Source organism: Moorena producens PAL-8-15-08-1, assembly GCF_001767235.1.
Taxonomy (GTDB): Bacteria; Cyanobacteriota; Cyanobacteriia; order Cyanobacteriales; family Coleofasciculaceae; genus Moorena; species Moorena producens_A.
The window spans coordinates 8,748,550-8,773,890 of sequence record NZ_CP017599.1 but is presented as its reverse complement, the minus strand read 5'-3'; the positions used below and the strand labels follow the sequence as shown (position 1 = coordinate 8,773,890).

The following is a 25,341-nucleotide window of genomic DNA, read 5'->3' as shown; positions in this document are numbered from 1 at the left end:
CTCTAGTAAGATAAATAGGCTATATCAATTTCAATGTACCCGTCAACCCTCAACAAATGAAGAAAATCCTGTCAAAATGGGTAATCTTACCGCTGATAATTCTCTGCATTATAGCCTGTCAAAGCAGTAACCTAGATGGAGTAACCACCGTCACTCTCGGTGGTTGGCAAAGCAGCCCTACTGAAAAACAATTACTAGAGCAAGTACTAAAAGAATTTGAAGCTAAACATCCCAAAGTAAAGGTTAAGCTTGAAGTCATCACTGGTCAATACATGGATGTGATCAAAACCCGATTAATTGGTGATGCCGCTCCAGATATCTTTTATTTAGATGCCTATGAAGCCCCATTACTAATGAGTCATGATGTTTTGGAGCCTTTGGATGACTACATTAAGCGCACTGATAATTTTGATCTAGCTGACTTTGAACCCTCTCTGTTTAAAGCATTCCAATATAATGGCATAATCTACGGATTGCCTAAAGATTTTTCCACCCTTGCCCTTTTTTACAATAAGCAATTATTCAAACAAGCTAATTTAACTCAACCACCCCAAACTTGGCAAGAATTACGGGATTCTTCCCAAAAACTAACCATTGACAATAATCGCGATGGTAGGAATGAGCGCTATGGTTTAGGAATTAATCAGGAACTGGCTCGTCTCTATTTTTTAATTAAAGCCTTTGGCGGTAAGTTAGTTGACAAAAACGGCTACGCTACCTTTGCCACTCCTGAAACTTTTAAAAGTCTTCAAACTGTCATTGACCTATACCGAAACTACCAGTCTGCTGCCTTACCCTCAGACATTGGCGCTAGTTCTGGTAGCGAAATGTTTGGTCAGGGTAAAACCGCAATGGTAATTGAAGGTAGCTGGGCTATTCCTTATCTCAAAGACACATTTCCTAAAATTAAATTCGCCACCGCTGAAGTTCCCTCCTTAGGTAGTAAAAAAGGAACCATGGCTTATACCGTTGCTTATGTTATGAATAAACAAGCTCAACATAAAGAAGCAGCTTGGCAACTCATTTCCTATCTTACCGGCAAAGAAGGAATGAAAGCTTGGGGAAAAGCGGGACTAGTACTACCTTCTCGGGTATCTGTGTTATCGGAACTAGGCTATAAAAACAATCCCCTCTATGCTCCTTTTATTAAAGGAGCCGCCTATGCAACCATTTGGCAGGCTGGGGAAACCTTGCCAACCATTCAAACCCATTTCGATAATCAATTTCTGAGTACCTTACTGGGTGAGCAATCCTTAGAAAGTGCTATGAAGAAAGCCCAAGAAGCAGCTAATGAAGAGATTCGATCAGGTGATTATTAACTTGCTTTTAGGGATTAATGATTAGGGAATCGGGAATCGGGAATCGGGAGTCGGGAGTGTGGGAGGTGTGGGGAGATGGGGAGATGGGGAGATGGGGAGATGGGGAGTGTGGGAGGTGTGGGGAGATGGGGAGATGGGGAGATGGGGAGTTAAATCAGCAACTACTGTAGTAATCTTTCCTTATCTGTGCTTCTTACTATTTACCATTCCCTGTTCCCGATTCCCTGTTCCCGATTCCCGATTCCCGATTCCCGATTCCCGATTCCCGATTCCCGATTCCCTGTATAGGTGTCAAGCAGTAGGCTTAAAATAAATCCTCACTGCCCCATCCTGGTCCTTTCTGTGCGGCTCTGATCACAAATGCCGCTATTTTCTCGATTTCCTCCTGTGGTATCCAACTCTCTTCGACTTCGCGGCACGAGAAGCTTTCCTCGGTACCATCATAGGTCATCGGTTGCCTCATAAAAGCAATTAAAGCATTGAGATTATCCCGAGGTGGTGTTGCCTTAGCTAGCCTCTCCAGAGATAGAGACACAGTGGGATCAATGAGATTAGCTCCTCCCACATGACACCTCTGGCAATTTTCGGAAAATAATTCTTTACCAACAGACAAGTCTTCGCCGTCAAACAGCTTAGTCTCTCCCTTGCCATCTAAAGCGATCGCTACAGGTTCTGCCACATCTAGGTAGCGCCTGACATATTGGTTAACCGGAACCTGGGCTGGTGAACTAACCGTGCATGTCTCTAGGAAGAACACCAGAACAACTAGCAGCAAATAACGGATTGATACGAATAGACCTCTTCCCAAACTAGTTTTTTGATACTGTTCCCGTGAATTGTTGTCCACTGTTCCCTGTCCCCTGTTCCCTGTTCCCGACTTCTCAAAGAAGTCTAATAATCTACGGAGCATTGAGTATTTAAGGTGATATGTAAGGTGATATGTACTGATTGAGCAACAGGGCAGCGGCTTCTTCTATTAGCGGATAAGGTCTAGTGAAAGAAGCTAGGGTTATTGATTTTGGTTAACCCCTAACTCCTAACCCCTAACCCCTAACTGCCAAAACAAGAAGCCTCTGCCCTTGCTGCTTAAACAAGCATAAAGCCTTTCGCTTGCTGCTTTCTAACCTCTGTAAAAACAAACGTAATTAGTTACAGACCTTACCACAACCCCACGTTTCGCTTTTAGTGTTGACCTCATAGAGAATATAACCAGCAATATCAACGAGTTGATCTTTGGTGATATTCCTCATATACCGAAAAATATCAGCACTATCAGTGCTTGGATGAAATACAGAAATATCAAATTCCCCGTCGTAGGTGGTAGGATGCTTCAGGTAGTCTACTAAAGCCTCCAGGTTATCACGGGGTGGTGTTGCGTACTTTAAGTCTTCAGCACCAAGAGTAACGTTAGGGTCAGTTTTACTGTAACCTCCTTTGTGACATTGAGAACATTTAGAGTTAAACAAGCGTAAGCCATCAGTGACCTCTTCGTTACTCAGAACCACCATGTCACCTGCTTCATTTAAAGGTACGGTGCGGTCCTTTTCAGGCAGATCGAGGGCTGCTGAACTGCCCACTGCAATTTGAAAGGCAAAGAATAGGGTTGCCGTGATCAGCAAGATAAATCGCTTCATTGTTGATTCTCCTCTAATAAAAATGTGGCTCATATGGGATTAGTTTTTGGTGCACAGCATTAACTGATTCCCTGCACATTCTCTCGCTGAGGGGGATCCGAGTCAACCAATCACGGCTATCTAACTCAGGTATTACGGATTACCAATTAGCCATTACCCTTTGTTTGAGACAAAATCTTTAATATAACAGCCTTCGCATCTTCTAGAGGCAGATGGGTGTCTTGATTTTTGTAAGCAATACCCAACTGCTGGCATAGATCGAATACCTCTTCTACCCGAAGGTCATACTCGGCGGCAATTTCCACAATTGACAGGTCTGCAAAGCCCATAATAACTAAACTCGATAATAACTAAGGAACAGGGGGAGTGTGGGAGTTGTGGGGGCAAGAGGCAAGAGGCATGCTAGACCCACCCCTAACCCCTCCCAGGAGGGGAAGGCAAGAGGCAAGAGGCAAGAGGCAAGAGGCAAGAGGCAAGAGGCAAGAGGGAATATTATCAAACCATCTGACTGCCCATCTCCCCATCTCCCCATCTCCCCATCTCCCCACACTCCCGATTCCCGATTCCCTACTCCCTACTCCCTACTCCCTACTCCCTACTCCCTACTCCCAGCTCAGAAGTCCCTACTGCTTTTGGCAGGGAAACCGCTACCGGTATAGTAGCCTGGGGTTGATGGAGGCGAATCAGCTGGGCTAGGGTTTTTTTCAACTGGGTGCGAGATACAATGGCATCAACAAAGCCATGCTCTAGCAAATATTCAGAGGTCTGGAAATTATCAGGTAGCTTTTCTCTTAGGGTCTGCTCAATCACTCGTCGTCCAGCAAATCCAATTAATGCCTTCGGTTCCGCTATAATAATATCCCCTAACATGGCAAAACTGGCGGTCACCCCACCAGTGGTAGGATGAGTCAGCACTGGAATGTAGAGTAGTCTGGCTTGACGATGGCGTTCCAAGGCACCAGAGATTTTGGCCATTTGCATCAGGCTTAACATCCCTTCCTGCATTCTGGCTCCACCAGATGCACAAACGATTATAACGGGTACCTGTTGCTTAGTTCCTTGTTCTATCAAACGAGTCAGTTTTTCCCCAACTACCGAACCCATACTACCGCCCATGAACCGGAAATCCATTACTCCCAAAGCAATGGGCAAATTCTCTAGCTTACCGGTGCCAGTTTGTACGGCATCTGTGAGCTTAGTTTTTTCTTGGCTGTCTCGCAAACGATCACTATAGGATTTGCGATCGCAAAACTTCAGGGGATCCGTCGGATGTAGGTGTTCATCCAGTGAGATCCAGGTTTGGGGGTCAATCAGCTGGCGGATCCGCTCATCACTAGGGACTCGCATATGATGCTCACATTCAGTGCAAACCATTTGATTAGCTTGCAGGTCTCTGGCGTAGGAGAGCACTCCGCAAGCTTCACACTTTTTCCATAGCCCATCAGCAATCTCCCGTTCTTGAGGTTGTTTAGGGGTTGGTTCAATTTTTCGTCTATTGGCAAACCAATCGAATAGAGACATAAAAATTATTAATCCTGTTAACGTATTATCTAAATTTTTTTAGCTATAATCTGATTTATCTGATTGTCCTGCCTGCTCTTCTTCTGGGGAACTCAACAACAGTAAGGCTGTCCATTGATCTGGTGAGCGAACTTGTAAAGCCGCAGGGCTACCTGCACCTAAATAAGACATGATCCCAATATCAATAATGCGACTTGGAATATCATGAGCGGCTAGCACCTGCTGCATCAGCTCGGCTTCCCAGCGAAGATTGGTAGTTCTGATTGTTATCCAAGACACAGGCCAATACCAATAGCATTACCAATAGTAGAGTTTTCAGAGCCGTTGAATTTGATAGTTTAATTTCATCTATAGTTTTATTTATAATTTATACTTAGTTATAAGTATTATGATTAGTAGACAATTAGCTAAAATTTTCTATTAGGTTAATTTTTATAGATTTCCTATTATGTAGTAATTTTTAGGTTGTCGGTTTCAACGTCTAAATTGAGAGAGTCAGCGAATAGTATTCAATAGGTGGGACATGTGGCGAATTTAATTCGCCTAGCGATGCAGCGCCGCCAAAGGGGGTTCCCCCCACTCGCGCTTTGCATGGCTGACAAGGAAAGGGCACCTAAGATAATGTTTAACTCAATGGAAAAAATAGTTCTAGGTAAGTGGACACTATTAATTTACCCCACAGTAGAGTCAATCCTGCTCCCAAGGCTAGAAAAGGACCAAATGGCATGGGCTGTTTGCGATTCATCCAACCCAGGGCAATGGCTGCGCCACCAGCAAAAGCCCCTACACCACAAGCGATGAAACTAGCCAAGAGCAAATACTTCCAACCTAACCAAGCTCCCATCATCGCCGCTAGTTTAGCATCTCCTCCCCCCATAGCGGATTGACCAAAGGCAATCGAACCCCCAAAAGCAATCAGGTCAAACAACCAAATCCCTAGCACTGCACCTACCACCCCAATCATTAATTGAGGAATTATTGCTATGGGTTGAGACCCCTGCAAAAAACCAGTAGTTCCTTGAAATACTAAACCAGCCACTAATCCAGACTGAGTTAGGGAATTCGGTAGGGTCATAGTATCGATATCAATCAGAGCTAGAGTCAACAGCCAGCTCAAAAACGCCCAATATCCTACGGTTTGCCAACCCCAACCATACATCCAGAAAACTAGTAAAAACAGTACACCGGTTATGGCCTCTACTAGGGGATAGCGGCTGGAAATCTTGGTATTACAGTGACGGCAACGTCCTTTTAACCACAGCCAGCCCATTACCGGCACATTCTCTCCCTTGCCCAGCTTATGCAGACAATGGGGACAGCGGGAGGGGGGCCAAAGGATGGATAAACCAGCAGGTAGTCGGTAAACGACTACATTGAGAAAACTGCCAATAGATGCACCACTAGCGAAAACTATTGCGAAAACTATCGACCTTGTCAAGGCAGTGGATAATCCCACCATATCCTGTGTCACTTCCTAATTGCTATTGCTTCCTACCATAGAACTAAGACCAATGACCGATTTTCTTAATATTTAGTAATAAAAGTCTCCTTCTAGTTGACTCAAAGGCACAAAGCATTCAGTTGGTAGAAGGATAGGTTTATCACTAAAGATTAACTTTCCTCTGAGGGTATATTTGTCAATGGCTACACCAGATGGCTGTTCATCTTGGTATTGATGAACTTCGTAGTAAACCTGGTAGATATGCTTAGCTGCTCTCAAAACCGTAGGGTCTATCAGCTTCGGTAGCTCAATCCGAGTTTGGTAGTTTTCTTGTCTTTGCTGTGATGTATACACCACACTTTTTACCCTATTATTTCAGTTTGACTTTAATGCAATCACGCCCTTACGGCAAGGGAGTATTTCGGCAAAAGGGCACTGATTAACCAGGGGAAACCAACGGATTTTCCTGAGTTATTCTCACGCTTCAGCAGGTTTACCCGATAAAATCAAGAGTAAGCTATCAGCAGTCAGTAATCAGCGGTCAGTAATCAGCGGTTAGTAATCAGCGGTTAGTAATCAGCCTATGGGCTACCTCCCAGGGTCGAAGCCAAAGGCCAAGCGTGAGCCAAAGGCTCACGGCACCTCAAGTAGCACCATCTGTAGCCCATATGCTTACAATCAAGATTGCTCTAAGCACTCAATTAGGGAATCTCCCATAGCACGACAACCTAAGAGATTCATGCCTTCTGAGATGATATCTCCTGTGCGATCGCCTTTATCTAAAACCTTGACAACTGCTTGTTCAATGCAATCTGCTGCTTGAGGCTGGTCTAAGCCATAACGTAACATCATCGCACCACTGAGTACCATCGCTAGGGGATTAGCTTTATCTTGACCTGCAATATCTGGAGCCGAGCCATGAACCGGTTCAAAGACTCCAGGCTTAGATTCGCTTAAACTAGCAGAGGGTAACATGCCAATACTACCGGTAAGCATAGCAGCGGCATCCGATAAAATATCCCCGAACATATTACCAGTAACGATGGTATCAAATTGTTTCGGAGCTCTGACCAATTGCATAGCAGCATTATCCACGTATAGGTGAGACAGTTCCACATCGGGATATTCCGCTGCTAGGGTTATAATGCGATCGCGCCACAACTGGGAAACATCCAACACATTAGCTTTATCCACCGAACACAGTTTACCACCGCGTTTTTTAGCCGTTTCAAACCCTACTCTAGCAATGCGGTCAATTTCGGCTTCGGTGTAAGCCATAGTATTGACTCCCCGTTTCTCCCCAGTTTCCTGAGTAAAAATCCCTTTAGGTTGTCCAAAGTAGATCCCACCAGTCAGTTCTCTAACCACCATAATATCTACCCCTTCTACCACGTTTCGTTTCAAGGTCGAGGCATCAATCAGTTGGGGGAATATTGTCGCTGGTCGTAGATTAGCAAACAACCCTAACCCTGCTCTTAATCCTAACAATCCGGTTTCTGGTCGTTGGTGGCGCGGCAGATTATCCCACTTGTAACCCCCAATGGCAGCGAGTAAAACGGCATCACTATTGCGACATAGTTCTAGCGTATCAGTAGGTAAGGGTTCATTAGTAGCATCAATAGCTACGCCACCAATTAGGGCTTCAGTAAATTTAAAATTAATATCGAATCGCTTGCCAACAACGTTCAACACATCTACAGCTACTGCCATGATTTCTGGGCCAATCCCGTCACCAGGTAGCAGGGTAATGCGGTAGGAATAAGTCATAGTTAGTTTGGTCGATGCTTAAGTATAGGTCTGGTGGGTATAAGTTATAGCGTTCGATACTATAGCATCTGGCCGGTATCTCAGGGTAATTTTTTGATCAGCAGAGGTGACTACTCCCACATCAAATCAGAGATTATGATGTGGGCTTCTCAAGTTCACAAATGAGACTTGCTGCTCCTCGATATCCTGTATCGATTTACCACAGCCATTCAGCGGCAGTCCAACCGCCATTAATGCGCGATTCAAAATATTGAGACCACTGTTCCAATCGCGGTCAATCTTGACCCCACAAATCGGACAATGATGAACTCTATCACTGAGATCTTTCTCAACTCGGGCTCCACAGTTGAAGCATTCAATACTTGTTCCCCGTGGGTTAACTTTCTCGACTAACAAGCCGCGTTTGACCGCTACTGCTTGCAGGATTTCCAGAAAAGACCCCCACGCGGCATCGTGTATTGATTTTGCTAGCTTCGTTCTAGCTAGGGCGTGTCATCAAATAGGTATCAATCTAGTTTAGAATCGATAGATGTAGACAGTTGAGTCAATCGGGAGCTATGGTATGATCAAACGCCGCTATGCTTTACGTGATGACCAGTGGGAACGCATCAAAGACTTACTACCAGGGAGAAAAGAGACGGTAGGAGTCACGGCTAAAGATAATCGATTGTTTGTCGAAGCCGTATTGTACCGATATCGAGCTGGGATTCCCTGGCGAGATTTACCGGAAAGATTTGGTGATTTTCGAGTGGTTCATACTCGTTTTAGCCGATGGGCAAGGCGCGGGGTGTGGCAACAGGTGTTTGAGGCTTTAGCCGATGATGCGGACAACGAATACGCTATGATTGACTCGACAATTGTGCGTGCTCACCAACACAGTGCTGGGGCTAAAAGGGGGATGGGTCAACCGAAGCCATCGGTCGTAGTAAAGGTGGATTGAGTACCAAGATTAATGCCTTAGTCGATGCCTTAGGCAATCCCCTCAGTTTTCACGCTTACCCCAGGGCAAGCATGTGACCTCGACGGAGCTGATGTTCTACTCAAGGATTTGGCGGCAGATACACTGCTGGCTGACAAGGGATATGATGCTGATCAGCGAGTGATTGAGCGACTCAAACAACAGGGCAAAGTAGCCGTGATTCCACCTAAGCGCAACCGTACTATTGCTCGTGAGTATGATAAACATTTGTACAAAGCACGACATCTGATTGAGAATTTTTTCGCCCGACTTAAGCAATATCGAGCGATCGCGACGCGCTACGATAAGCGAGCTCAGAATTTTCTAGGAGCAATTTATCTGGCTGCTGCTGTAATTTGGCTTAATTGATGACACGCCCTAAGCCTTTGATATTGAGGTCTTCATGAGCAATCAGGTCGTAACTACTACATAACCAATGGGCAACTTGATAATGAAATTCCTTTCGACAGCGGGTTAAATGAAGGTGCAATAGAGCTACTTTCTGTTTGGCTTTCTGCCAATTTTTAGAACCCTTCACCCGGCGTGACATCAACCGTTGAGCCTGTGCTAACTTGTTTTGTGCTTTACGGTAAAATTGAGGAATTGGTACAGCCTCACCATCTGATGTGGTCAGAAACTTCTCTAAACCCACATCAATACCAACAGCAGATTTAACTGAATCCACAGGTAACAACTCAGGAACTGTGTCATCCTTGATTGAGATGCAGCAATACCAGCCATCAGCCTTTTTGATGATGGTACATTGCTTCAAGGTGAAACCGGACGGTAACGGTCGGTGCATTACCACAGGCATAGAACCGATTCTACTCAGCTTTAGTACACCATCGATTAGGTGCGCCCCCGCTCTGGTATTGTTAACCCTGGGGAACACAAACGACCGAAGATCTCCAGGCTTTTTGAAGCGAGGTCTACCGCCCCGCTTGCCACTGGCATCCGGTTTACGCCATCTATCCCAGGCTTTATTCAGCCGTTGCAGATTCACCTGTTGAGTTTCGGCGTAGATTTGCTTGTACTTAGGGAACAGTTTCTTAGTTTCCTTGAGGGCCGCTTGCTGGCTGTAATAGGTGACCGGCTCAGCTATGTCGCCAATCGCTTCACTCACAATACTGCATCTATCAACTCGACAACGAGTCCTGTTGAGCCAGTCAAGTCTTTGGCCTAGTGCATAGTTCCAATGTCTACGCAACAGTTCAAGCCACCTTTCCATCGTGGCAATTTGTTCAGCATTCGGCTTGATTCGGTAGCAATAGGTTAATAGCACCATGTTATTGTACCACTCACGATGCTGTATGAGAAGCAAAATATCCCGTCGGGCAATTCCCCTCCCGTTAAATCACGCGATTATAACGGGAGACCCCTTGCCCGTTTAGTTGGCAAGCGATGCAGCGCGGTATTGGGGAGGCAGCGCGGTCTTGGGGAGGCAGCGCCGCCAAAGGGGGTCTCCCCCCGGAGACGAAACCTTAGATAGGGTCGCCTTTATAGTTAGCAGGTTATGCAGAAAAGGGTTCAATATTTGTTAATAGCGTGATTTGCGCGGTCTTGGGGAGCCAGTGCGGTCTTGGGGGTCTCCCCCATGAGCAACTGGCGTGGTTTCCCCCACTCGCGCTTTGCATGGCTGACAAGGCGACCCTATCTTACGGTAACTTGGCCGTAGGCCACGCTTGGCCGTAGGCCACGCCAAAGGCGAACGCGAACAAACCATGAGCGACTGCCGTGGTTTCCCCCATGAGCGACTGTGGTTCCCCCCATGAGCGACTGCATCAAGACAGGGATAGGTGAACGGATGTAACGGATGTAACCGATAGATCAGACTTCGCCACCAGGGAAAAGTCCGGAAGGAATCCCTAAGCTAGCGATAACTAAATAAAAATCAATAAATGAAGCTTCCCCCACCTGGTAAACCGAGGTGGGGGTGTCCTATGCTAATCTAGGGCTAGCCGCAGCCCACAAATCACACAGACAAGCCCAGCTTCTAGGCGGTCGTCCAGAGCTTTTGCTGAAACGACCCTCGTTGTCATTTCTGCGAACGAGTTTAAGCACACCTCTAGCGCCGATATTGTAAGCACCGTTTAAGTCGGCATTGAATTGCTTACCTGAGGAGAAAGTTGCTAGGGCATAATTTCCTGAGTCACGTTTAACAATGCCTGAACCATCATAGGCAAGCTTTGAGGTATATGCTGCAACAACCTCTATTACTTTGCCTCCTAACTCAGCCCATTTCTCAAGCGTAAAATCGCGAATTTTTGCCTTGAGCCATCCGTGAAATCTTTGCCGAAGGTTAGACCGTTTTCGTCCCCCTTTTGGCTTCCATGCCTTAAGGTTCTCAAACACAATCGCTTCGGAGTTAAACTTTTCAGCAATCTCAACAATTCGCCTAGAGACTACATGACTGATTTGGTTGTTGATTCTTTGGCATTTTTGGTAGGTCTTAGAACAAAAACCCTTGTGAAGTCTGCCACCCTTCCCCATGGTTTTAGATGCACGCATAGATACAGACTTCAGTCGCTTGTCCCTGCGGTCTATGTCTCTCCCCGGATGGATGAAATCTCGGTGGATTACAGTGCCACTGTGGGTTACAACCGATATCGTTGCAGTAGTATTAATTCCGAGATCTACCGCTGTTACATTAGCCTCTGGTTTCCGTTTTTCTGGCTTGCAACTAAACGGAACTGACAGATGGCAAGCTCTTTCATTAAATATCAAAGATGGTGACAACATCTTATTGGTTGCCACCTGATGACGCTCTCTTAATCCGGTAATTTGAACGGTAGTCCAGACCCAGTCAGAGCCGTTAAAGACTTTGATTTCGACTTGATTGAATCGGTGTAGTTTATAGCATTGGCCTTTATATAAAGCTGGGTAACAGCCAGTGTCAGCATTCAGTTTCGGAGGACTGGCATTAGGTAGTTTCCTAGTGCCTGCTTGCCATTCTCGGTAACGGGTCACAAAACTACTAACTTGACCCGCCGCAAATGCGAGCGCAGAACGACGGTAATAGCTGGGAAATTTATAAAAAGCTTTGTTGAACTGAGGATACTTGACACTGGGACGCTTAGCTGTCTGATGCATTAGTTTCTCGACAGCAGGAGTCAGCTGATCCGCCGTTAAGTTCCCGAATTTACTCCAGTGAGTGTAAATAATACCAACCAAGTATCTGCAAGCACGACGATAGACTTTAACCGTCTCAGTGAACAGCAGACGCTGCTCACTAGTTGCGTTAAGCCTCCATTTGTCGGTGCGAATGATCTGAGTTGGTGTTTTCACAATCTCAACGGAATTGCTAATATGTCACTATATTAACCTATAGTATCACAAAATGTCAACCGCCTTTCGCTCTTTCGCTCACACTGTTTCGTTAATCAAGATTCACATAGTGTTTGTCACTAAGTACCGCCATCCAGTAATTACTGGGGACATAGAAGAGGACATCTTAGACTTGGCAAAAAGCATCTGCGAGAAAAATAACTGCATCCTTGAGGATGCCAAGGCGGACTTGGGGACAAATGATCATATCCATCTCCTAATTGATTTAGCCCCTAAGGTATCAATTTCCAAGCTTTGCAACACCCTTAAGACAGTGACCAGTAGAGAGATTAGAAAAAGATACGCAAAAGAATTGGCTCCCTATTACTGGAAGCCAGTCTTCTGGAAAAGGGGATTTAGTGCTGTTTCTTGTGGAGGAGCCCCCCTTTCGGTTCTAAAGCAATATATAGAAAACCAAGGTTACGACGATTGATTGACTTGCTCCTTAACCCCCACCTGGACGAGGTGGGGGAATGCGTCGCATTTTTGTTCAAATAATTCTAGCCAAGCTGAACCGCCCTAGGTCAACCCATAGATCAAGAATAAAGCGCTAGGCTGGAAAAAAAACCAACATCAGGTGCGACAATAAGCGCGAATTTAATTCTTAATGGGTTAAGCGAAACTATGAATTTCCCTTTGTGGTGCGACCCCGCCCTTTTTGAAAGCGCTAGGTAACGCCCACCAAGAGGAGGCTTTGGTCTTGTGCTTTATTGGCTTAGAAAGACCTTAGTCTTAGGCAAATTAAACAGCTAAAACCAGACTCTGATGGTAAAAGAATTGGCTATTGATATCCGTGGACTCACGAAGCAATTCGACCGCCATGTGGCTGTACATGAGGTAGATTTGCAAGTGGAAAGCGGTGAAGTTTACGGCTTAATTGGACCGAATGGTGCTGGGAAAACCACCCTGATCCGGATGTTAGCTGCAGCGGAAGAACCGACTACTGGTGAGATTTACATCAATGGTCAGCGTTTGCTAAGAGATCAAAGCAATCCTAGGCTAAAACAGCGCTTAGGTTATCTACCTGATGATTTTCCCCTCTATGAAGATTTGACGGTTTGGGACTACCTAGACTACTTCGCACGTCTATATAAATTACGAGGCTCAAAACGCCGACAACGCTTATACGATGTTCTGGAACTGATTGAATTAACCAACAAGCGTAATAGCTTGATTTCTACCCTCTCCCGGGGGATGAAACAGCGCCTTAGCCTGGCTCGAACTATTATTCATGAACCGATTTTACTGCTGCTGGATGAGCCAGTCTCTGGTCTTGACCCCATTGCTAGAATGAAGTTTCGGGAAATTATTAAGGTTCTCCAAGAAGCGGGGATGACCATTCTAATTTCCTCCCATGTCTTGAGTGATTTAGCCCAACTGTGTAGCTCAGTAGGCATCATGGAATTAGGGTATCTGGTAGAAAGCGCACCCCTAGATGAGTTTTACCAGCGTCTTGGTCGCCAGCAAATTTTGTTGTCAAGCCTAGGTCAGCTGGATGTACTGAAAGGGGAATTGAAAAATAATCCCCTTGTAGAAGACTGGGAGATATTACCAGAACCAGGTCGGATGCGGATTCATTTTTCAGGAGGTCAAGAGGATTGTGCACAGCTATTGCGATCGCTGGTTAATGCTGGGATTCCCTTGACAGAATTCCAGTGCTCTCAAGAAGACTTAGAAACAATTTTCCTTAAATTAGGTCATCAGCAAGCATCATAGCTCGATCATAGCTGCCTGATCACATGGCGAGTAAAAGGAGACTAATAGCGATATGGCACTTAATAATTTAGTTAACCAACTTGGGGAATTGAATCCCCAGGTGTTTCGAGAAGTAAAAGGGCGTTTCAAACAGCGGAATGTCCTGATTACAGTGGCAATATCCTTGATTGGTCAGTTGGTGATGCTGATCGATTTAGGACTTGAGCTACCAGATGGCTTCGGAGGTTTTGAGATTAACTGGCCTCTATGGTGGCAAAATGTATTTGTCTGCCTGAGTCTGATCGGGATCTTCAGTTTGTTGGTGGTTGGCACCTATATGCTAATCAGTGACCTCTCCAAAGAAGAAAGTCGTGGCACCTTAAACTTTCTGCGCCTGACACCTCAGTCAAGCCGGAGCATCCTAGGTGGCAAACTACTGGGGGTACCAGCATTGCTTTATCTAGCAGTTGTTTTTGCCCTACCATTGCATTTTTGGGCAGCTATTGCTGGTCAAATCCCGTTGCTTGAGCTTTTAGGATTTTACACCGTTCTCGCTACCAGTTGCCTATTTTGCTATAGTATGGCGCTACTATTTGGCTTAGTTGGCAGATTTCTAGGAGGTTTCCAAGCTTGGTTAGGTTCTGGTGCTGTACTCATCTTCTTGTGTATCACGACCATGGTAATTGATGACGCTGGTGTCAGCCATTACCCAGCCGACTGGCTGACTTTGTTTAATCCCACCATTGTCTTACCGTACCTGATTGATTCTAATTCCTTTGATCCGAGTATTATTGATCCTGTTGAGCGTAGTTTCCAAGATTTGCGCTGGTTTGGTATCCATATCGGTGCCAGTTTCTGGAGTATGGCTGGTTTTATTGTCCTCAACTACAGTGTTGGGACCTACTGGTTTGGGCAAGGGCTAAATCGTTGTTTCCATAACCCTAAAGCTACCCTGATTAACAAGCAACAGAGTTACTGGCTGACCGCTAGCTTGCAAGCAGTGATTTTAGGATTTGCCCTCAACCCTCAATTGAACTGGGGTAGTTCCAATGCTTTGAGCAATAATTCAGAGATGCTGCTGGTATTCAACGTGGTGCTGTTTTTAGCTCTGATTGCTGCCTTGAGTCCCCATCGACAAACCTTACAAGATTGGGCCCGTTACCGACATCAGGATCGGACTTTCCGCAAAAAAGGAGGGCTGATAGCTGACTTGATCTGGGGTGACAAAAGTCCAGCTGTGGTGGCAGTGGCAATAAATTGTGCGATCGCATCTGCGATGTTGCTGACGTGGATATTACTTTGGCCTGCCAATGATTACAAGATAACTGCCCTGTTGACACTGTTGCTCAATAGCAGTCTGATCATGATTTACGCCACAGTTGCTCAGTTAATGCTGTTGATGAAAACAAAGAAGCGAGCCGCTAGTGCAGTAATAGCGGTAGGAGGATTGATTTTATTACCTCCCATCTTGTTTGCGATTGGGTCGATGACTCCCTATTACACTCCTGGTTTATGGCTATTTTCCGCATTTCATTGGGGTGTTTTGCCCTATGCTACTGCAAGTAGTGTTTTCTTGGCCATCATTGGTCAGTCCCTAGCCCTAACGTTATTGAACGTACAGCTAGGACGACAATTGCGACAAGCAGGAGAATCAACAACCAAAGCCTTGCTTTCTGGAAAAACCCAATTACCCGTCACTGCTGATTAAGTTTTTTAGTTTACCTAAGGGTTGTTTCGACCCTTAGGTCGCGCGTCGATCAAAGTCAGCTATCAGCGGTCAGCGGTCAGCGGTCAGCTTAAAAGAAACCTCAGCACCTCAATTAGCCTGCCCATAGTCGATAGCCCATAAGCTGATAGCTGATAGCTGATAGCTGATAGCTTACCCATAAACTTTCCTACCCTAATCAAGGACTGGATTATCAAAGGAGTTTTGATCCTAATTATCGCGAAACATTTAAACAAAAAATCTAGCTTGGAGTGTTTAGCTTTATCCCAAGGCTTCGCTCCTATTTTTTTATAATTAAATAAGCATTCAAATCGACTAACAACCAATGGGAAATCTTAAAGTCGAAGCTCAGCTATCCTACGAGCAATTACTTAGAGCTGTTGAACAACTCAGTTTATCTGAACTAGAGAAAGTTGGAGCATACATCATATCCCTCCAGGCACAACGCAAAGCCCCCAGCCTTTCTTCAGATCAGGCTAGGTTGCTAATTACTATTAATCAAGGTGTACCAGCAGACATTCAAAACCGCTACGATGAACTGATTCAAAAACGAAGAATGGAGATGCTGACACCTGGTCAGTATAGCGAACTTTTGGCTTTAAGTGATCAAGTGGAAACCATCGAAGCTAAACGTGTCGAAGCCATGGCAGAATTAGCTCGTTTACCCCAAATATCCTTAAGCACATAGGTGCGCTTTCCGTAGGCGAATTAAATTCGCCACGGGTCGCACCTCTTGATGGCAGATTTGGATATTCATCTCCCTGGCAATGTCTGATAAATCAATATCAAAGGGAACAGGGAACAGCGGATCTGGGAACAGGGAACAATTCTTATCACAATTTATTTAGGAGTGGTAAAGTATAGTCTATTTTTTTGACTATAAAAAAAATTAAATAATGCAAGAAACAATAGGCAATAGTAAAGACAAAAAAAATGATTTTATTTATGTTTTTTGTTTTTACTATGTCATTTTTCAACGAAGTTTACCTGAAACATATTAACATTAAAAAAAATATCGTAATTTATATAAATTAATTTTAAGTGTATTAAAATAATCAAATAGTATTACTATTCCCGATTCCCTCAAATATAAATTTGAAACTTGATGCCAGTTGGAATTATTTAGCACTAAAAAAAAATAATACGATAAATTATAAATTTTTCCTAAAGCATAACTAGTTAGAGTTACCACTGGCATACAATCGTATACTGATTTATCTATTTTATGCTTCTAGCTGATAACTAGACCCAGAGTGCTCAAAGTAAAAATACTGCCAAGTTGTCTGGACACTTCCATATATTAAGAGTAAACTGAAATACAAAACCCGTACTGTAGTACAATTAACAGTTATTCTAAAATTCTGCTCAGCTATTATCAGCAATCTAACACCATTAACAGCATAGGTGTTCTTGACCTTGGCGAATTTAATTGGCCACAGGTCGCACCAAAAGACCTGATCTACCACTAGAGGTGATAAGCGTGCAATCCCAAGTAATCTCAACAACCCCAGCCTCATCAACTACCCCCACTCGCCGCACAGGAGCATTTGCTCTAATGGATAGTCTCCACCGTCACGGTGTGACCCATATCTTCGGCTATCCCGGTGGAGCAATTCTACCTATCTATGACGAACTATACCACTGGGAAGATGCTGGTAAAATACAGCACATCCTAGTCCGACACGAGCAAGGAGCATCCCACGCGGCTGATGGTTATGCCCGTGCTACTGGCAAAGTCGGTGTCTGTTTTGCTACATCTGGTCCGGGAGCCACTAACCTAGTTACCGGTATAGCTACTGCTCACATGGACTCAATTCCCCTAATTTGTGTAACCGGTCAAGTCGCCCGTGCTGCTATTGGTTCTGATGCCTTCCAGGAAACCGATATCTTTGGGATTACCTTGCCCGTTGTCAAACACTCTTATGTGGTGCGTGACCCGGCTGATATGGCGCGGATTGTTGCCGAAGCTTTCCACATCGCTAGCACCGGACGTCCTGGACCAGTCCTGATTGACATACCCAAAGACGTGGGTTTAGAGGAATGTGACTACGTACCTCTGGAAGCTAATCAACTCAAGTTGGTGGGCTATCGTCCAACACTAAAGGGCAATCCCCGCCAAATTAACCAAGCCCTAAATTTAATTCGGCAAGCACGACGACCACTGCTTTACGTTGGTGGCGGAACCATTGCTGCTAGTGCCCATGATGAACTGCGCCAACTAGCAGAAATCTTCCAAATTCCGGTAACTACGACGTTGATGGGTAAGGGAGCATTTGATGAATCCCATCCCCTATCGGTAAAAATGCTGGGGATGCATGGTACCGCCTATGCTAACTTTGCGGTTAGTGAGTGTGACTTACTGATTGCTGTAGGGACACGGTTTGATGACCGGGTGACCGGAAAACTAGATCAGTTTGCCTGTCACGCTCAAGTGATTCACATCGACATTGATCCCGCTGAGGTTGGGAAAAACCGCTCTCCCCAAGTACCGATTGTAGGGGATGTGCGCCGGGTTTTGCAAGATATGTTGCGCCGTTACCAGGAAATGAATATCTCAGCAGAACCTAATCAAACCCAGGAGTGGCTAGCACGGATTAACCGTTGGCGTCAGGACTATCCCTTGCAGGTGCCTGAATACCCCGATAGTCTATCTCCCCAAGAAGTAATTGTAGAGGTCGGGCGTCAAGCACCTAAGGCTTACTACACCACGGATGTCGGTCAACATCAGATGTGGGCAGCGCAATTTCTTAATAATGGACCGCGCCAGTGGATTTCCAGTGGGGGATTGGGAACCATGGGCTATGGCATGCCAGCAGCCATGGGAGTCCAGGTAGCATTCCGAGATCAGCAAGTGATTTGTATTGCGGGTGATGCCAGTATTCAGATGAATATCCAGGAACTGGGTACCCTCGCCCAATATGGCATCAATGTTAAGACCGTGATTATTAACAACGGTTGGCAAGGAATGGTGCGTCAGTGGCAACAAGCCTTCTATGGGCAGCGTTATTCCTCGTCAAATATGGAAGTCGGGATGCCGGATTTTGTGCAACTGGCTGAGGCTTACGGGGTTAAGGGCATGATAGTTACTAGTCGGGATGAACTACAGGATGCGATCGCACAAATGCTAGCCTACGATGGTCCTGTCTTGTTAGATGTTCATGTAACTAAAGACGAGAATTGTTACCCAATGGTAGCCCCTGGTAAGAGTAATGCCCAAATGATCGGTTTACCAGAAAAACCATTACTCAAGAATGCTACGGAGCTAATCTATTGCAGTAACTGTGGTGCCAAGAATGTAGCAAGTAACAATTTTTGTCCTGAGTGCGGCACCAAGCTTTAATCTTTGGCGTTGCTGATTAATGGGATTATTTCCGGTAATGGGTACTGGATAATAGTAATCGATAGTAATGGATAATTGGTAATTCACTATTGGCTAACTAGCCAAGTCTAATTCATATCATTCCTGAGTTCAGCAAAGCTGATCATTGCTCCTTTAACCTGACTTACTTCGCTCACCAGCGGAGTATTTTTTTTTGGTAAGTATCGTAGGTTAAATAGTAATTATTATTGGTTAGTTTAATCACTTATATACCGTTTGGTTCTGGGTTGTTAACACACCCACCTATTGCAGGAAAAGGAAAAAGTCAAGAGGCATACATAGCAGAGCTGTAAGATATAGCGCTACGCGCCAGGCAAGAGGCAAGAGGCAAAAGGCAAAAGCTTACTAAAACAGCTTTTCAGCTTTTATCAATGTCCTAAGCTTAATGAGTAGTACTATATCCGGAGTTTTATTGTCCAATAAAAAAAGACCATACAGGTTTACATCTCAAATACAAAAGCTATAGCACCATCTGTAGCACCATCTGTAGCGCATTAGCTGTTCGCGTTCCCGTGCGCGTAGCGCATTAGCTAATCCTAAACTACCTGCCAGATTGGTCATAGTTGAGTGTAATCATACATAAGTTATACATTCGTATACGTTATCCCATACATTAGTCTCCGATAATCAAAACATAAGCAAATTATTATCAATTCCCAAACGGTAATATTTATTGCTTTCAGGCATTGCTAAAAATTGATCTAACTAAAAATTACTCTTAAGTCAACATTAATTAATTCAAGCGCTTATTGCTATTGTATATGATTAATACTAAGATAGTTCGGAATGGCCTAGCTCTCCTAGCTAGTAGCTTACTATTCACCCCCACTGCTGGTTTGGCTAGCTCTCCTCGTCAGGGGCAAGTTGAAAATAAATTAATCGCAGCAGCACAGTATTTAAGAAACAGCGAGTATATGCCAACTCATCGACCGGTAGTAAATAGACTTTCCCGGAACCAAGTCGATGCATTTACCCTGGAGCTAGAAGCTGGTAAATCTTATACCTTAGTAAGTTTTTGTGATGATGCTTGTCTCGATATTGACCTAGGTCTGTATGATAACAATGGCCAAACCCTTGACTATGATACTGACTATGGTCAATATCCGATTCTTCAAGTTACCCCTCGCGGCAGTGGGAAATTTCTGGTTAAAGTGGGTATGCCCCACTGTGTGAGCTCTTCATGCTATTACGGGGTGGGGATATTCGCGAAATAGATCAAGAGGATTGATATTCCTTCCCATTTTGAAAAATTCATGCTATTATAATATGTGGTTCGGATCGACGCGATCGCAACGCCCAAACCTTGTCAGGACCGGAAGGTAGCAGCAATAAGGGATGCTTACGATAGGCGTGGACTCCGAGCCATTCTCGTAGCCACATAAAATATCCACAATACATAGCCACAAAACCATAAACTTCGCTGCAGTTGTTGGTAAATTCAGGTTTTTTAGCTTCTGGTATCACAAGAATTGAGAGAAGTAGTGGCAGAAAACACTACTCGAAAGCGATGCATCCCTCTTTTATCTTGTGTTACCCCTTCCCTGTTCTCTGCTCCGAAGTCCCTGCTCCGAAGTCCCTGCTCCCTGTGCCAAACTTTTGATCTAGCATAACCAGTACGGAATATCCTCTAATTATTCGAGATCACCTCGATAATTTCAGTATCTGAAATCATTTCCCCATTATGAACTAAATCCTGATGGTTGTTGGAATTTAAGCTAACCGTGATTTCATTTCTACCAGGTTCAAGCTTGCCAATATAATACCAATTGCTGTAAATCCTGGTAATTTTTTTGCCATTGATGAATAGATGGCCATGTCCTTCTCCTGGTTGATGGGCTTTGCTAGCATTCTTGGGAGAAAATTGGAAGTTAGAAACCTTTATTTCTAAATTCCATCCTGTCATCGGATCTGGAGACACCACTATGTCAACATCTGGAACAGGTTGACCAGAAGGGATTTCCATTGTGCCATGATGATGACCCATACCTTCACCATGGTCACTACTGCTGCCAGCCTTGTGATTATGGTGATTATGCTCCATCTCTTTATTATGGTGATTACCGGTTTCGGTTTTATGACCATGGAGCTGAGCATGGGTCTTTTCAGAATCATGATCTTCATGGCTAGCCATTCCACAACCACTACCTAGTAAGCTAATAGTTAGTAAACTGGCTGATGCTAATCTAAAAATAGTTCTAAGTGCTGACAATAGTGCTAAGTGCTGAGGGGTAAGTAGGATTTCTTTGGGTCGGTAACTTAATAAGGTCTTGCTCATCCGATCGACAGTTTTTGTTTTAACCATGGACTTTGATAAATTGCCCATGGTAGTGTATATCAGGTCAGGTAAATTGTCAAAAGACAAGCTGTAAAACCTAGTGATTAGCTTGGGTTTTTAGTTAGTTTTATTAGTTAGTTTTGTTTTTTATTAGATATAACTACTGATTGCACCTCAAGTAGCATCTCAAGTAGCTCATAGGCTGATTGCTTACATAAACCCTCTGAGATGGAATGATCTAGTAAGCAGTAATTTATAAAGGTTAAAGGTAAGTCTAGTTTAACTTTAACCTTTACTTTTTTGATTACCAACCTACTTCTTGAGCTACTCCATACAATTCTTCTAAATGTCGGCAAAAATCACTGTAGGTTCCAATTGGGCGTGCGTCTAATCCAGTTAAATCTAAATTTTCTTCAGTACTTTTCTGTTGGAGGTCTACTCCTTCCTGCTTGTTACGCATATTTAATCGGTAAGCATTTTGGTCTGGATAAATTTCAAAAATTATCTCGATCGCGTCTTCATAGGTATCTAAGGAAAGACTGAGATCGAAGGGCTTCCCAGGTAAAACTAAGCTTATGCTGTCATAGCCTGTTACTTCTTCTGTGTAAAAAACTTGTGATTCGGACATGGTGACAATGATTTGAGTCCAGGCAGGAAAGCTAGTCATGTTTCTTCTCCTTTAGATAGTGATGGTAGGTAGTAATAGCAATGCCCCTGGGCTTAACCTGGAACTAGTATCGAACCCACTGAACACACGGATGCAATAAACACACGGATGCTACAGTTGAGCAATAGGTGATTCACCACGGCACTAGGGAGGCTATCCCAATAAACAATACTAAGAGCTAATTCGTAAAGTAAATCTTAAGAAGTATGAAAGCCTTGCTATGATTGTCTTTTAGCTATTAAATAGTTCAATTGTTCTATGTTGACGCAAGCCTTATCCTACAAGGTTTAGTACGAGTTGACGAATCAGCTCTAAAAATAAAAATAGTAGGGTAACCATCATACCAGTAATGACGAAGGATGTGATTGCCCAACCCCGTTGATGGCGCTTAAAGGCTTTGATACTCTTCCAACGGCGACTTTTCCATGCCCACTCATTGCCTTTAATGCCCAGAATAATCCCCATCACTGGCCAAGCCAGAAATCCAGTCACTAACGATAGATCACTCCAGGCAATCAGTCCAATCCATACTTGATTGGTGACACACCACAAACCTGGTAAACAAAAGGCACCCCAGTTCCAGCCTTGAATCTCTGCTGGCACTGGAACAGATTCGTCAAACACTTGCTTGCAACCGGAATTATTGATGGGAGTCGGTGGCGGGTAGGATTTAGACTGGGGAGTTACAGCTACAGTACCCTTGATTTCTGTTTCTCTAACCTTAGAATCATCAGACTCATCAGTTTGAATCAGCTCTAGAACCTCTTGAGCAGATTGGAATCGCTCAGAGGGTTGGGATGCTAGCAAACGAGAGAGAATAGGATTAAACTCTGGAGAGAGGGTTAGTTCTTCTTCAGTTCGCCAGTTGAGGGTATAAGGGTCAACCAGTTCCTGGGGCTGTTTACCAGTCATCAGTACTAGTGCTGTTACTCCCAAAGCATAGAGGTCACTATGGGGAGCAGCAATCCCTAAGCGTAGCTGTTCATCAGGGGCATAGCCAACTTTCCCTAGGCAAGTCCCACCAGCGTAAATGGCAGAGTTTTGCCCAGGTGCGCTTTCCGTTGGCGAATTAAATTCGCCACGGGTCGCACCTCTGGTTACGGGAGTATTGACTTCTAGAGCAATTTGTTTGACACCACCCAAGTCAATTAATACTGGCACTCCATCGGAACCCCGACGGATAATATTGTCTGGAGCAATATCCCGGTGAATTATGCCTAATTGGTGTAGGTAGCTTAAGACCGGGAGCAATTGCCGAAACAGTTGGAGAATCTCGGTTTCGCTGAACCGTTCCCCTTTGCTTACTCGTTCTTCGAGTAAAGTTTGATAGGTTTTTCCTTCAATGTAGTCTTGGACGAGAAACAACCGTTTGCCATCCCGAAAAAATTCCCAGAATCTGGGAATTTGGGGGGATGAAAGCTTGTGCAGCATGGTGGCTTCCCGTTGAAATAGTTCTTCCGCTTTTTCTAGGGTATGGGTGCCCTGGTTTCTTGGAGTCAGCTCTTTTAGGGTTACTAGTTCATTAAAGCGTCCAGTGTCTTTGGCCAGGTAGGTTTTGCCAAATCCCCCTTGTCCTAAGGTACGTTGAATAATGTAGCGATCGCGTAATCGGCTTCCAGTCTCTAATCTATGGTCTACATTAGTATTGTCCAGATTAGTATGGTCTAGATTAGTATTATTTAGATTAGTCTCTAGGGGACTGCTACTGGAAGGAAGTAGAGAGGCACCACAACGAGAGCAAAAACTTGCCCGACTGGGATTGATTTGCTCACATATCATACAAGTGATTGAATTCATGGCTCCACTCTTTTGAATACCAGTTGGGTTCATGCCGTTGCTGCCTAGTTAATTGGTATTATAATTGGCACTATAATTGGCTCGATATGATCTATTTTAGCCACCATGAGAAAAATCATAGTTCATTCAAATGTGAGGCTTGGAGTAAGTATTGTGGACGGTTGATGGTGAATTGTCAACAAATTGTTAATTAATTGTCAACCGAAGGAAGCAATCTTAATAAGACTTAATCAGAAATAGTTAATAAGAAATATTTAAGAATTGATCAATTTCGCAATTATTAACTATTTCAGGCTTAAAATTAAAATTTATAGCACTACGCATTCAGGTGTTTGACATTGATACAAGCAGCAAAAGCTGTCGCAGTTAACTTTTAGGTGCGACCCGTGGCGAATTTAATTCTTAATGGGTTAAGCGCACCTTTGCCTCTTGCCTCTTGCCTCTTGCCTCTTGCCTCTTGCCTCTTGCCAATGCCATGGGCGTAGCGCTTTATGTGCTCGAAGTAGGGTGATGGTGCAAATAACAGGAACAACAAAGTTACTGGGTGTGATTGGTGATCCAGTGGAACATTCGTTATCACCACTGATGCATAACCGAGCGATCGCATCCTTGGATGTGGATTATGTCTACCTAGCTTTACCGGTAAAATCAGCAGATTTGAAAAACGCGATCGCTGGTTTTGAGGCGATTGGTCTAGTGGGCTTCAGTATCACTATTCCTCACAAACAGACTATCATCCCCTTGTTGTCGGAAATTTCAACAGTGGCTAAAGGGGTGGGAGCAGTGAATACTGTTTATCGCACCGATCAGGGTTGGATTGGTACGAATACCGATATCGAAGGATTTATCTCCCCGTTGAAACGGTATAACCGGGATTGGAGTCAAACTACTGTAGTCATTTTGGGGTGTGGTGGTGCTGCACGAGCCGTAGTAGTCGGTTGTGCTCAACTCGGTTGTACTGAGATTCATGTGCTTGGTCGCAATCAGGACAAGTTAGGTCAATTTAAGCAAAGCTGGATCAAGTCTGACCTTGCTATTACTATTCATACTCATCCTTGGGAACAACTACCGGAACTCCTGGCTCAAGCTAATTTGTTGGTTAATGCTACTCCTGTGGGAATGTATCCCAAGGTCGAGCAGTCTCCTGTGGATCAGCTAGCTATGGCCAGGTTGCCGGAAAATGCGATCGCTTATGACTTGATTTACACTCCTAATCCCACTCAGTTTTTACGACAAGCCAAAGAACAGGGCGCGATCGCTATTGATGGATTGGAAATGCTGGTGCAACAGGGAGCAGCAGCTTTCAAAATTTGGTTAGGACAAACTCCACCAGTGGATATTATGCGTCACGCTCTGCAGGAGAAATTGGGATTGTTGAAAACTTAGCTTAAACTTATAGCGCTGTGCTATAGTGCACAACGCATTAAGGTGTTTGACATTGATACAAGCAGCAAAAGCTATGGTAGTAAACTTTAGCTGTCCGGCAAAAGAAGCCCCACACCTAATGCGTAGCATAGGTGTGGGATGAATTTTGCACAGGGTATGTATGGAATGCTATAATATATGTACTGATAAACAAAGCCGTTCGCGAAGCGTGGCCAAAGGCCTTAAATGCTGGTTTATCAGCTATTTACAGCGCGAAAAAAATCGAATTTTTGTATTGTTCCGGCGCGGAGGGGCATCCCGTGTCGTTAATAAAGCTTGCCGAGTATCCGAACCGTTGGGTGGAGTTGGCAAGAAGCCCACACTGTAATCTCTGATTCAGTGTGGGAGTATGTCACCATTCATGCCTTTTGCCTCTTGCCTCTTGCCTCTTGCCTCTTGCCTTGGGCGTAGTG

Annotated in this window: 26 protein-coding genes, 1 other RNA gene and 2 pseudogenes; 13 read left to right on the top strand and 16 right to left on the bottom strand. The window is 44.4% G+C overall.

What is annotated here, in order from left to right:
* Positions 1 to 56 precede the first annotated feature (56 nt).
* Positions 57 to 1,319: an ABC transporter substrate-binding protein gene (locus BJP34_RS32180; protein WP_070395848.1), complete on the top strand. Its 1,263-nt coding sequence runs from the start codon at positions 57 to 59 to the stop codon at positions 1,317 to 1,319.
* A 91-nt stretch (positions 1,320 to 1,410) separates the two neighbouring features.
* Positions 1,411 to 1,632, top strand: a complete 222-nt coding sequence (locus BJP34_RS48070) for a hypothetical protein (RefSeq protein ID WP_168166486.1) — start codon at positions 1,411 to 1,413, stop codon at positions 1,630 to 1,632.
* Here BJP34_RS48070 and psbV2 read toward each other — a convergent pair.
* The 10 genes from psbV2 to BJP34_RS37980 form a co-directional block, all read right to left on the bottom strand.
* A complete protein-coding gene (gene psbV2 / locus BJP34_RS32175; protein ID WP_083305459.1) occupies positions 1,624 to 2,229 on the bottom strand; it encodes a photosystem II cytochrome PsbV2 in 606 nt (201 codons plus the stop codon). The two genes, BJP34_RS48070 and psbV2, sit on opposite strands and share 9 nt — an antisense overlap.
* A 235-nt stretch (positions 2,230 to 2,464) precedes the next feature.
* Complete coding sequence (gene psbV, locus BJP34_RS32170) at positions 2,465 to 2,953, bottom strand: photosystem II cytochrome c-550 (RefSeq protein ID WP_070395847.1); 489 nt, start codon at positions 2,951 to 2,953, stop codon at positions 2,465 to 2,467.
* Positions 2,954 to 3,099: 146 nt separating this feature from the next.
* Complete coding sequence (locus BJP34_RS32165) at positions 3,100 to 3,282, bottom strand: translation initiation factor IF-2 (protein ID WP_070395846.1); 183 nt, start codon at positions 3,280 to 3,282, stop codon at positions 3,100 to 3,102.
* Positions 3,283 to 3,303: 21 nt separating this feature from the next.
* Positions 3,304 to 3,501, bottom strand: coding sequence for a hypothetical protein (locus tag BJP34_RS41510; RefSeq protein WP_158517581.1), 198 nt, complete (start codon positions 3,499 to 3,501; stop codon positions 3,304 to 3,306).
* 40 nt (positions 3,502 to 3,541) lie between these two features.
* Positions 3,542 to 4,474 carry an acetyl-CoA carboxylase, carboxyltransferase subunit beta gene (gene accD / locus BJP34_RS32160; RefSeq protein ID WP_070395845.1) on the bottom strand — a complete coding sequence of 311 codons (933 nt, stop codon included), beginning with the start codon at positions 4,472 to 4,474 and terminating at the stop codon, positions 3,542 to 3,544.
* A gap of 39 nt (positions 4,475 to 4,513) precedes the next feature.
* Positions 4,514 to 4,753 (bottom strand): hypothetical protein, encoded by a 240-nt coding sequence (locus BJP34_RS32155; RefSeq protein WP_070395844.1) that lies wholly within the window; start codon positions 4,751 to 4,753, stop codon positions 4,514 to 4,516.
* Between the two features lie 346 nt (positions 4,754 to 5,099).
* Positions 5,100 to 5,933, bottom strand: coding sequence for a prepilin peptidase (locus tag BJP34_RS32150; protein WP_070395843.1), 834 nt, complete (start codon positions 5,931 to 5,933; stop codon positions 5,100 to 5,102).
* Positions 5,934 to 6,005: 72 nt separating this feature from the next.
* Complete coding sequence (locus BJP34_RS32145) at positions 6,006 to 6,272, bottom strand: hypothetical protein (RefSeq protein ID WP_070395842.1); 267 nt, start codon at positions 6,270 to 6,272, stop codon at positions 6,006 to 6,008.
* A gap of 321 nt (positions 6,273 to 6,593) precedes the next feature.
* Entirely contained in the window at positions 6,594 to 7,682 is a 1,089-nt protein-coding gene (gene leuB / locus BJP34_RS32140; protein ID WP_070395841.1) for a 3-isopropylmalate dehydrogenase, read from the bottom strand.
* Between the two features lie 126 nt (positions 7,683 to 7,808).
* Complete coding sequence (locus tag BJP34_RS37980) at positions 7,809 to 8,114, bottom strand: transposase (RefSeq protein ID WP_324611100.1); 306 nt, start codon at positions 8,112 to 8,114, stop codon at positions 7,809 to 7,811.
* Positions 8,115 to 8,244: 130 nt separating this feature from the next.
* Between BJP34_RS37980 and BJP34_RS37975 the strand changes: the two are divergent.
* Positions 8,245 to 9,009 (top strand): annotated as a pseudogene (locus BJP34_RS37975) (IS5 family transposase).
* A gap of 4 nt (positions 9,010 to 9,013) precedes the next feature.
* Here the strand turns inward: BJP34_RS37975 and BJP34_RS32125 are convergent.
* The 3 genes and pseudogenes from BJP34_RS32125 to BJP34_RS32120 all read right to left on the bottom strand — a co-directional run.
* A pseudogene (locus BJP34_RS32125) lies at positions 9,014 to 9,922 on the bottom strand (RNA-guided endonuclease InsQ/TnpB family protein); the annotation flags it as partial.
* Between the two features lie 368 nt (positions 9,923 to 10,290).
* On the bottom strand, positions 10,291 to 10,422 hold the full coding sequence (locus BJP34_RS49705) for a hypothetical protein (protein ID WP_267876420.1): 132 nt from the start codon (positions 10,420 to 10,422) through the stop codon (positions 10,291 to 10,293).
* Positions 10,423 to 10,578: 156 nt separating this feature from the next.
* Positions 10,579 to 11,925: an IS200/IS605 family accessory protein TnpB-related protein gene (locus tag BJP34_RS32120; RefSeq protein ID WP_070390948.1), complete on the bottom strand. Its 1,347-nt coding sequence runs from the start codon at positions 11,923 to 11,925 to the stop codon at positions 10,579 to 10,581.
* A 52-nt stretch (positions 11,926 to 11,977) separates the two neighbouring features.
* Here BJP34_RS32120 and tnpA point away from each other — a divergent pair, with 52 nt between their 5' ends.
* The 8 genes from tnpA (at position 11,978) to BJP34_RS49700 (ending at position 20,374) form a co-directional block, all read left to right on the top strand.
* Positions 11,978 to 12,397 carry an IS200/IS605 family transposase gene (tnpA, locus tag BJP34_RS32115; protein ID WP_070390947.1) on the top strand — a complete coding sequence of 140 codons (420 nt, stop codon included), beginning with the start codon at positions 11,978 to 11,980 and terminating at the stop codon, positions 12,395 to 12,397.
* A 332-nt stretch (positions 12,398 to 12,729) separates the two neighbouring features.
* A complete protein-coding gene (locus tag BJP34_RS32110; protein WP_070395840.1) occupies positions 12,730 to 13,680 on the top strand; it encodes an ABC transporter ATP-binding protein in 951 nt (316 codons plus the stop codon).
* A gap of 52 nt (positions 13,681 to 13,732) precedes the next feature.
* On the top strand, positions 13,733 to 15,367 hold the full coding sequence (locus BJP34_RS32105) for an ABC transporter permease (protein ID WP_070395839.1): 1,635 nt from the start codon (positions 13,733 to 13,735) through the stop codon (positions 15,365 to 15,367).
* A gap of 343 nt (positions 15,368 to 15,710) precedes the next feature.
* Complete coding sequence (locus tag BJP34_RS32095) at positions 15,711 to 16,073, top strand: STAS/SEC14 domain-containing protein (protein ID WP_070395837.1); 363 nt, start codon at positions 15,711 to 15,713, stop codon at positions 16,071 to 16,073.
* Positions 16,074 to 16,865: 792 nt separating this feature from the next.
* Entirely contained in the window at positions 16,866 to 18,725 is a 1,860-nt protein-coding gene (gene ilvB, locus BJP34_RS32085; protein ID WP_202972044.1) for a biosynthetic-type acetolactate synthase large subunit, read from the top strand.
* Between the two features lie 800 nt (positions 18,726 to 19,525).
* Positions 19,526 to 19,978, top strand: coding sequence for a hypothetical protein (locus tag BJP34_RS32080; RefSeq protein ID WP_070395834.1), 453 nt, complete (start codon positions 19,526 to 19,528; stop codon positions 19,976 to 19,978).
* A 56-nt stretch (positions 19,979 to 20,034) separates the two neighbouring features.
* Positions 20,035 to 20,131: signal recognition particle sRNA small type (gene ffs, locus BJP34_RS32075), an RNA gene on the top strand.
* 114 nt (positions 20,132 to 20,245) lie between these two features.
* Positions 20,246 to 20,374: a hypothetical protein gene (locus tag BJP34_RS49700; RefSeq protein ID WP_267876419.1), complete on the top strand. Its 129-nt coding sequence runs from the start codon at positions 20,246 to 20,248 to the stop codon at positions 20,372 to 20,374.
* Positions 20,375 to 20,391: 17 nt separating this feature from the next.
* Here BJP34_RS49700 and BJP34_RS32070 read toward each other — a convergent pair whose 3' ends face one another.
* The 3 genes from BJP34_RS32070 to BJP34_RS32060 all read right to left on the bottom strand — a co-directional run bounded on the left by BJP34_RS32070 (position 20,392) and on the right by BJP34_RS32060 (position 23,503).
* Entirely contained in the window at positions 20,392 to 21,066 is a 675-nt protein-coding gene (locus BJP34_RS32070) for a hypothetical protein (protein WP_149031288.1), read from the bottom strand.
* Between the two features lie 277 nt (positions 21,067 to 21,343).
* Positions 21,344 to 21,706, bottom strand: a complete 363-nt coding sequence (locus tag BJP34_RS32065; RefSeq protein WP_070395832.1) for a hypothetical protein — start codon at positions 21,704 to 21,706, stop codon at positions 21,344 to 21,346.
* Positions 21,707 to 21,979: 273 nt separating this feature from the next.
* A complete protein-coding gene (locus BJP34_RS32060; RefSeq protein ID WP_070396991.1) occupies positions 21,980 to 23,503 on the bottom strand; it encodes a serine/threonine-protein kinase in 1,524 nt (507 codons plus the stop codon).
* Positions 23,504 to 24,013: 510 nt separating this feature from the next.
* Between BJP34_RS32060 and BJP34_RS32055 the strand changes: the two genes are divergently transcribed.
* Positions 24,014 to 24,889 (top strand): shikimate dehydrogenase, encoded by an 876-nt coding sequence (locus BJP34_RS32055; RefSeq protein WP_070395831.1) that lies wholly within the window; start codon positions 24,014 to 24,016, stop codon positions 24,887 to 24,889.
* A 315-nt stretch (positions 24,890 to 25,204) separates the two neighbouring features.
* Complete coding sequence (locus tag BJP34_RS49695) at positions 25,205 to 25,339, top strand: hypothetical protein (RefSeq protein WP_267876418.1); 135 nt, start codon at positions 25,205 to 25,207, stop codon at positions 25,337 to 25,339.
* Positions 25,340 to 25,341 lie beyond the last annotated feature (2 nt).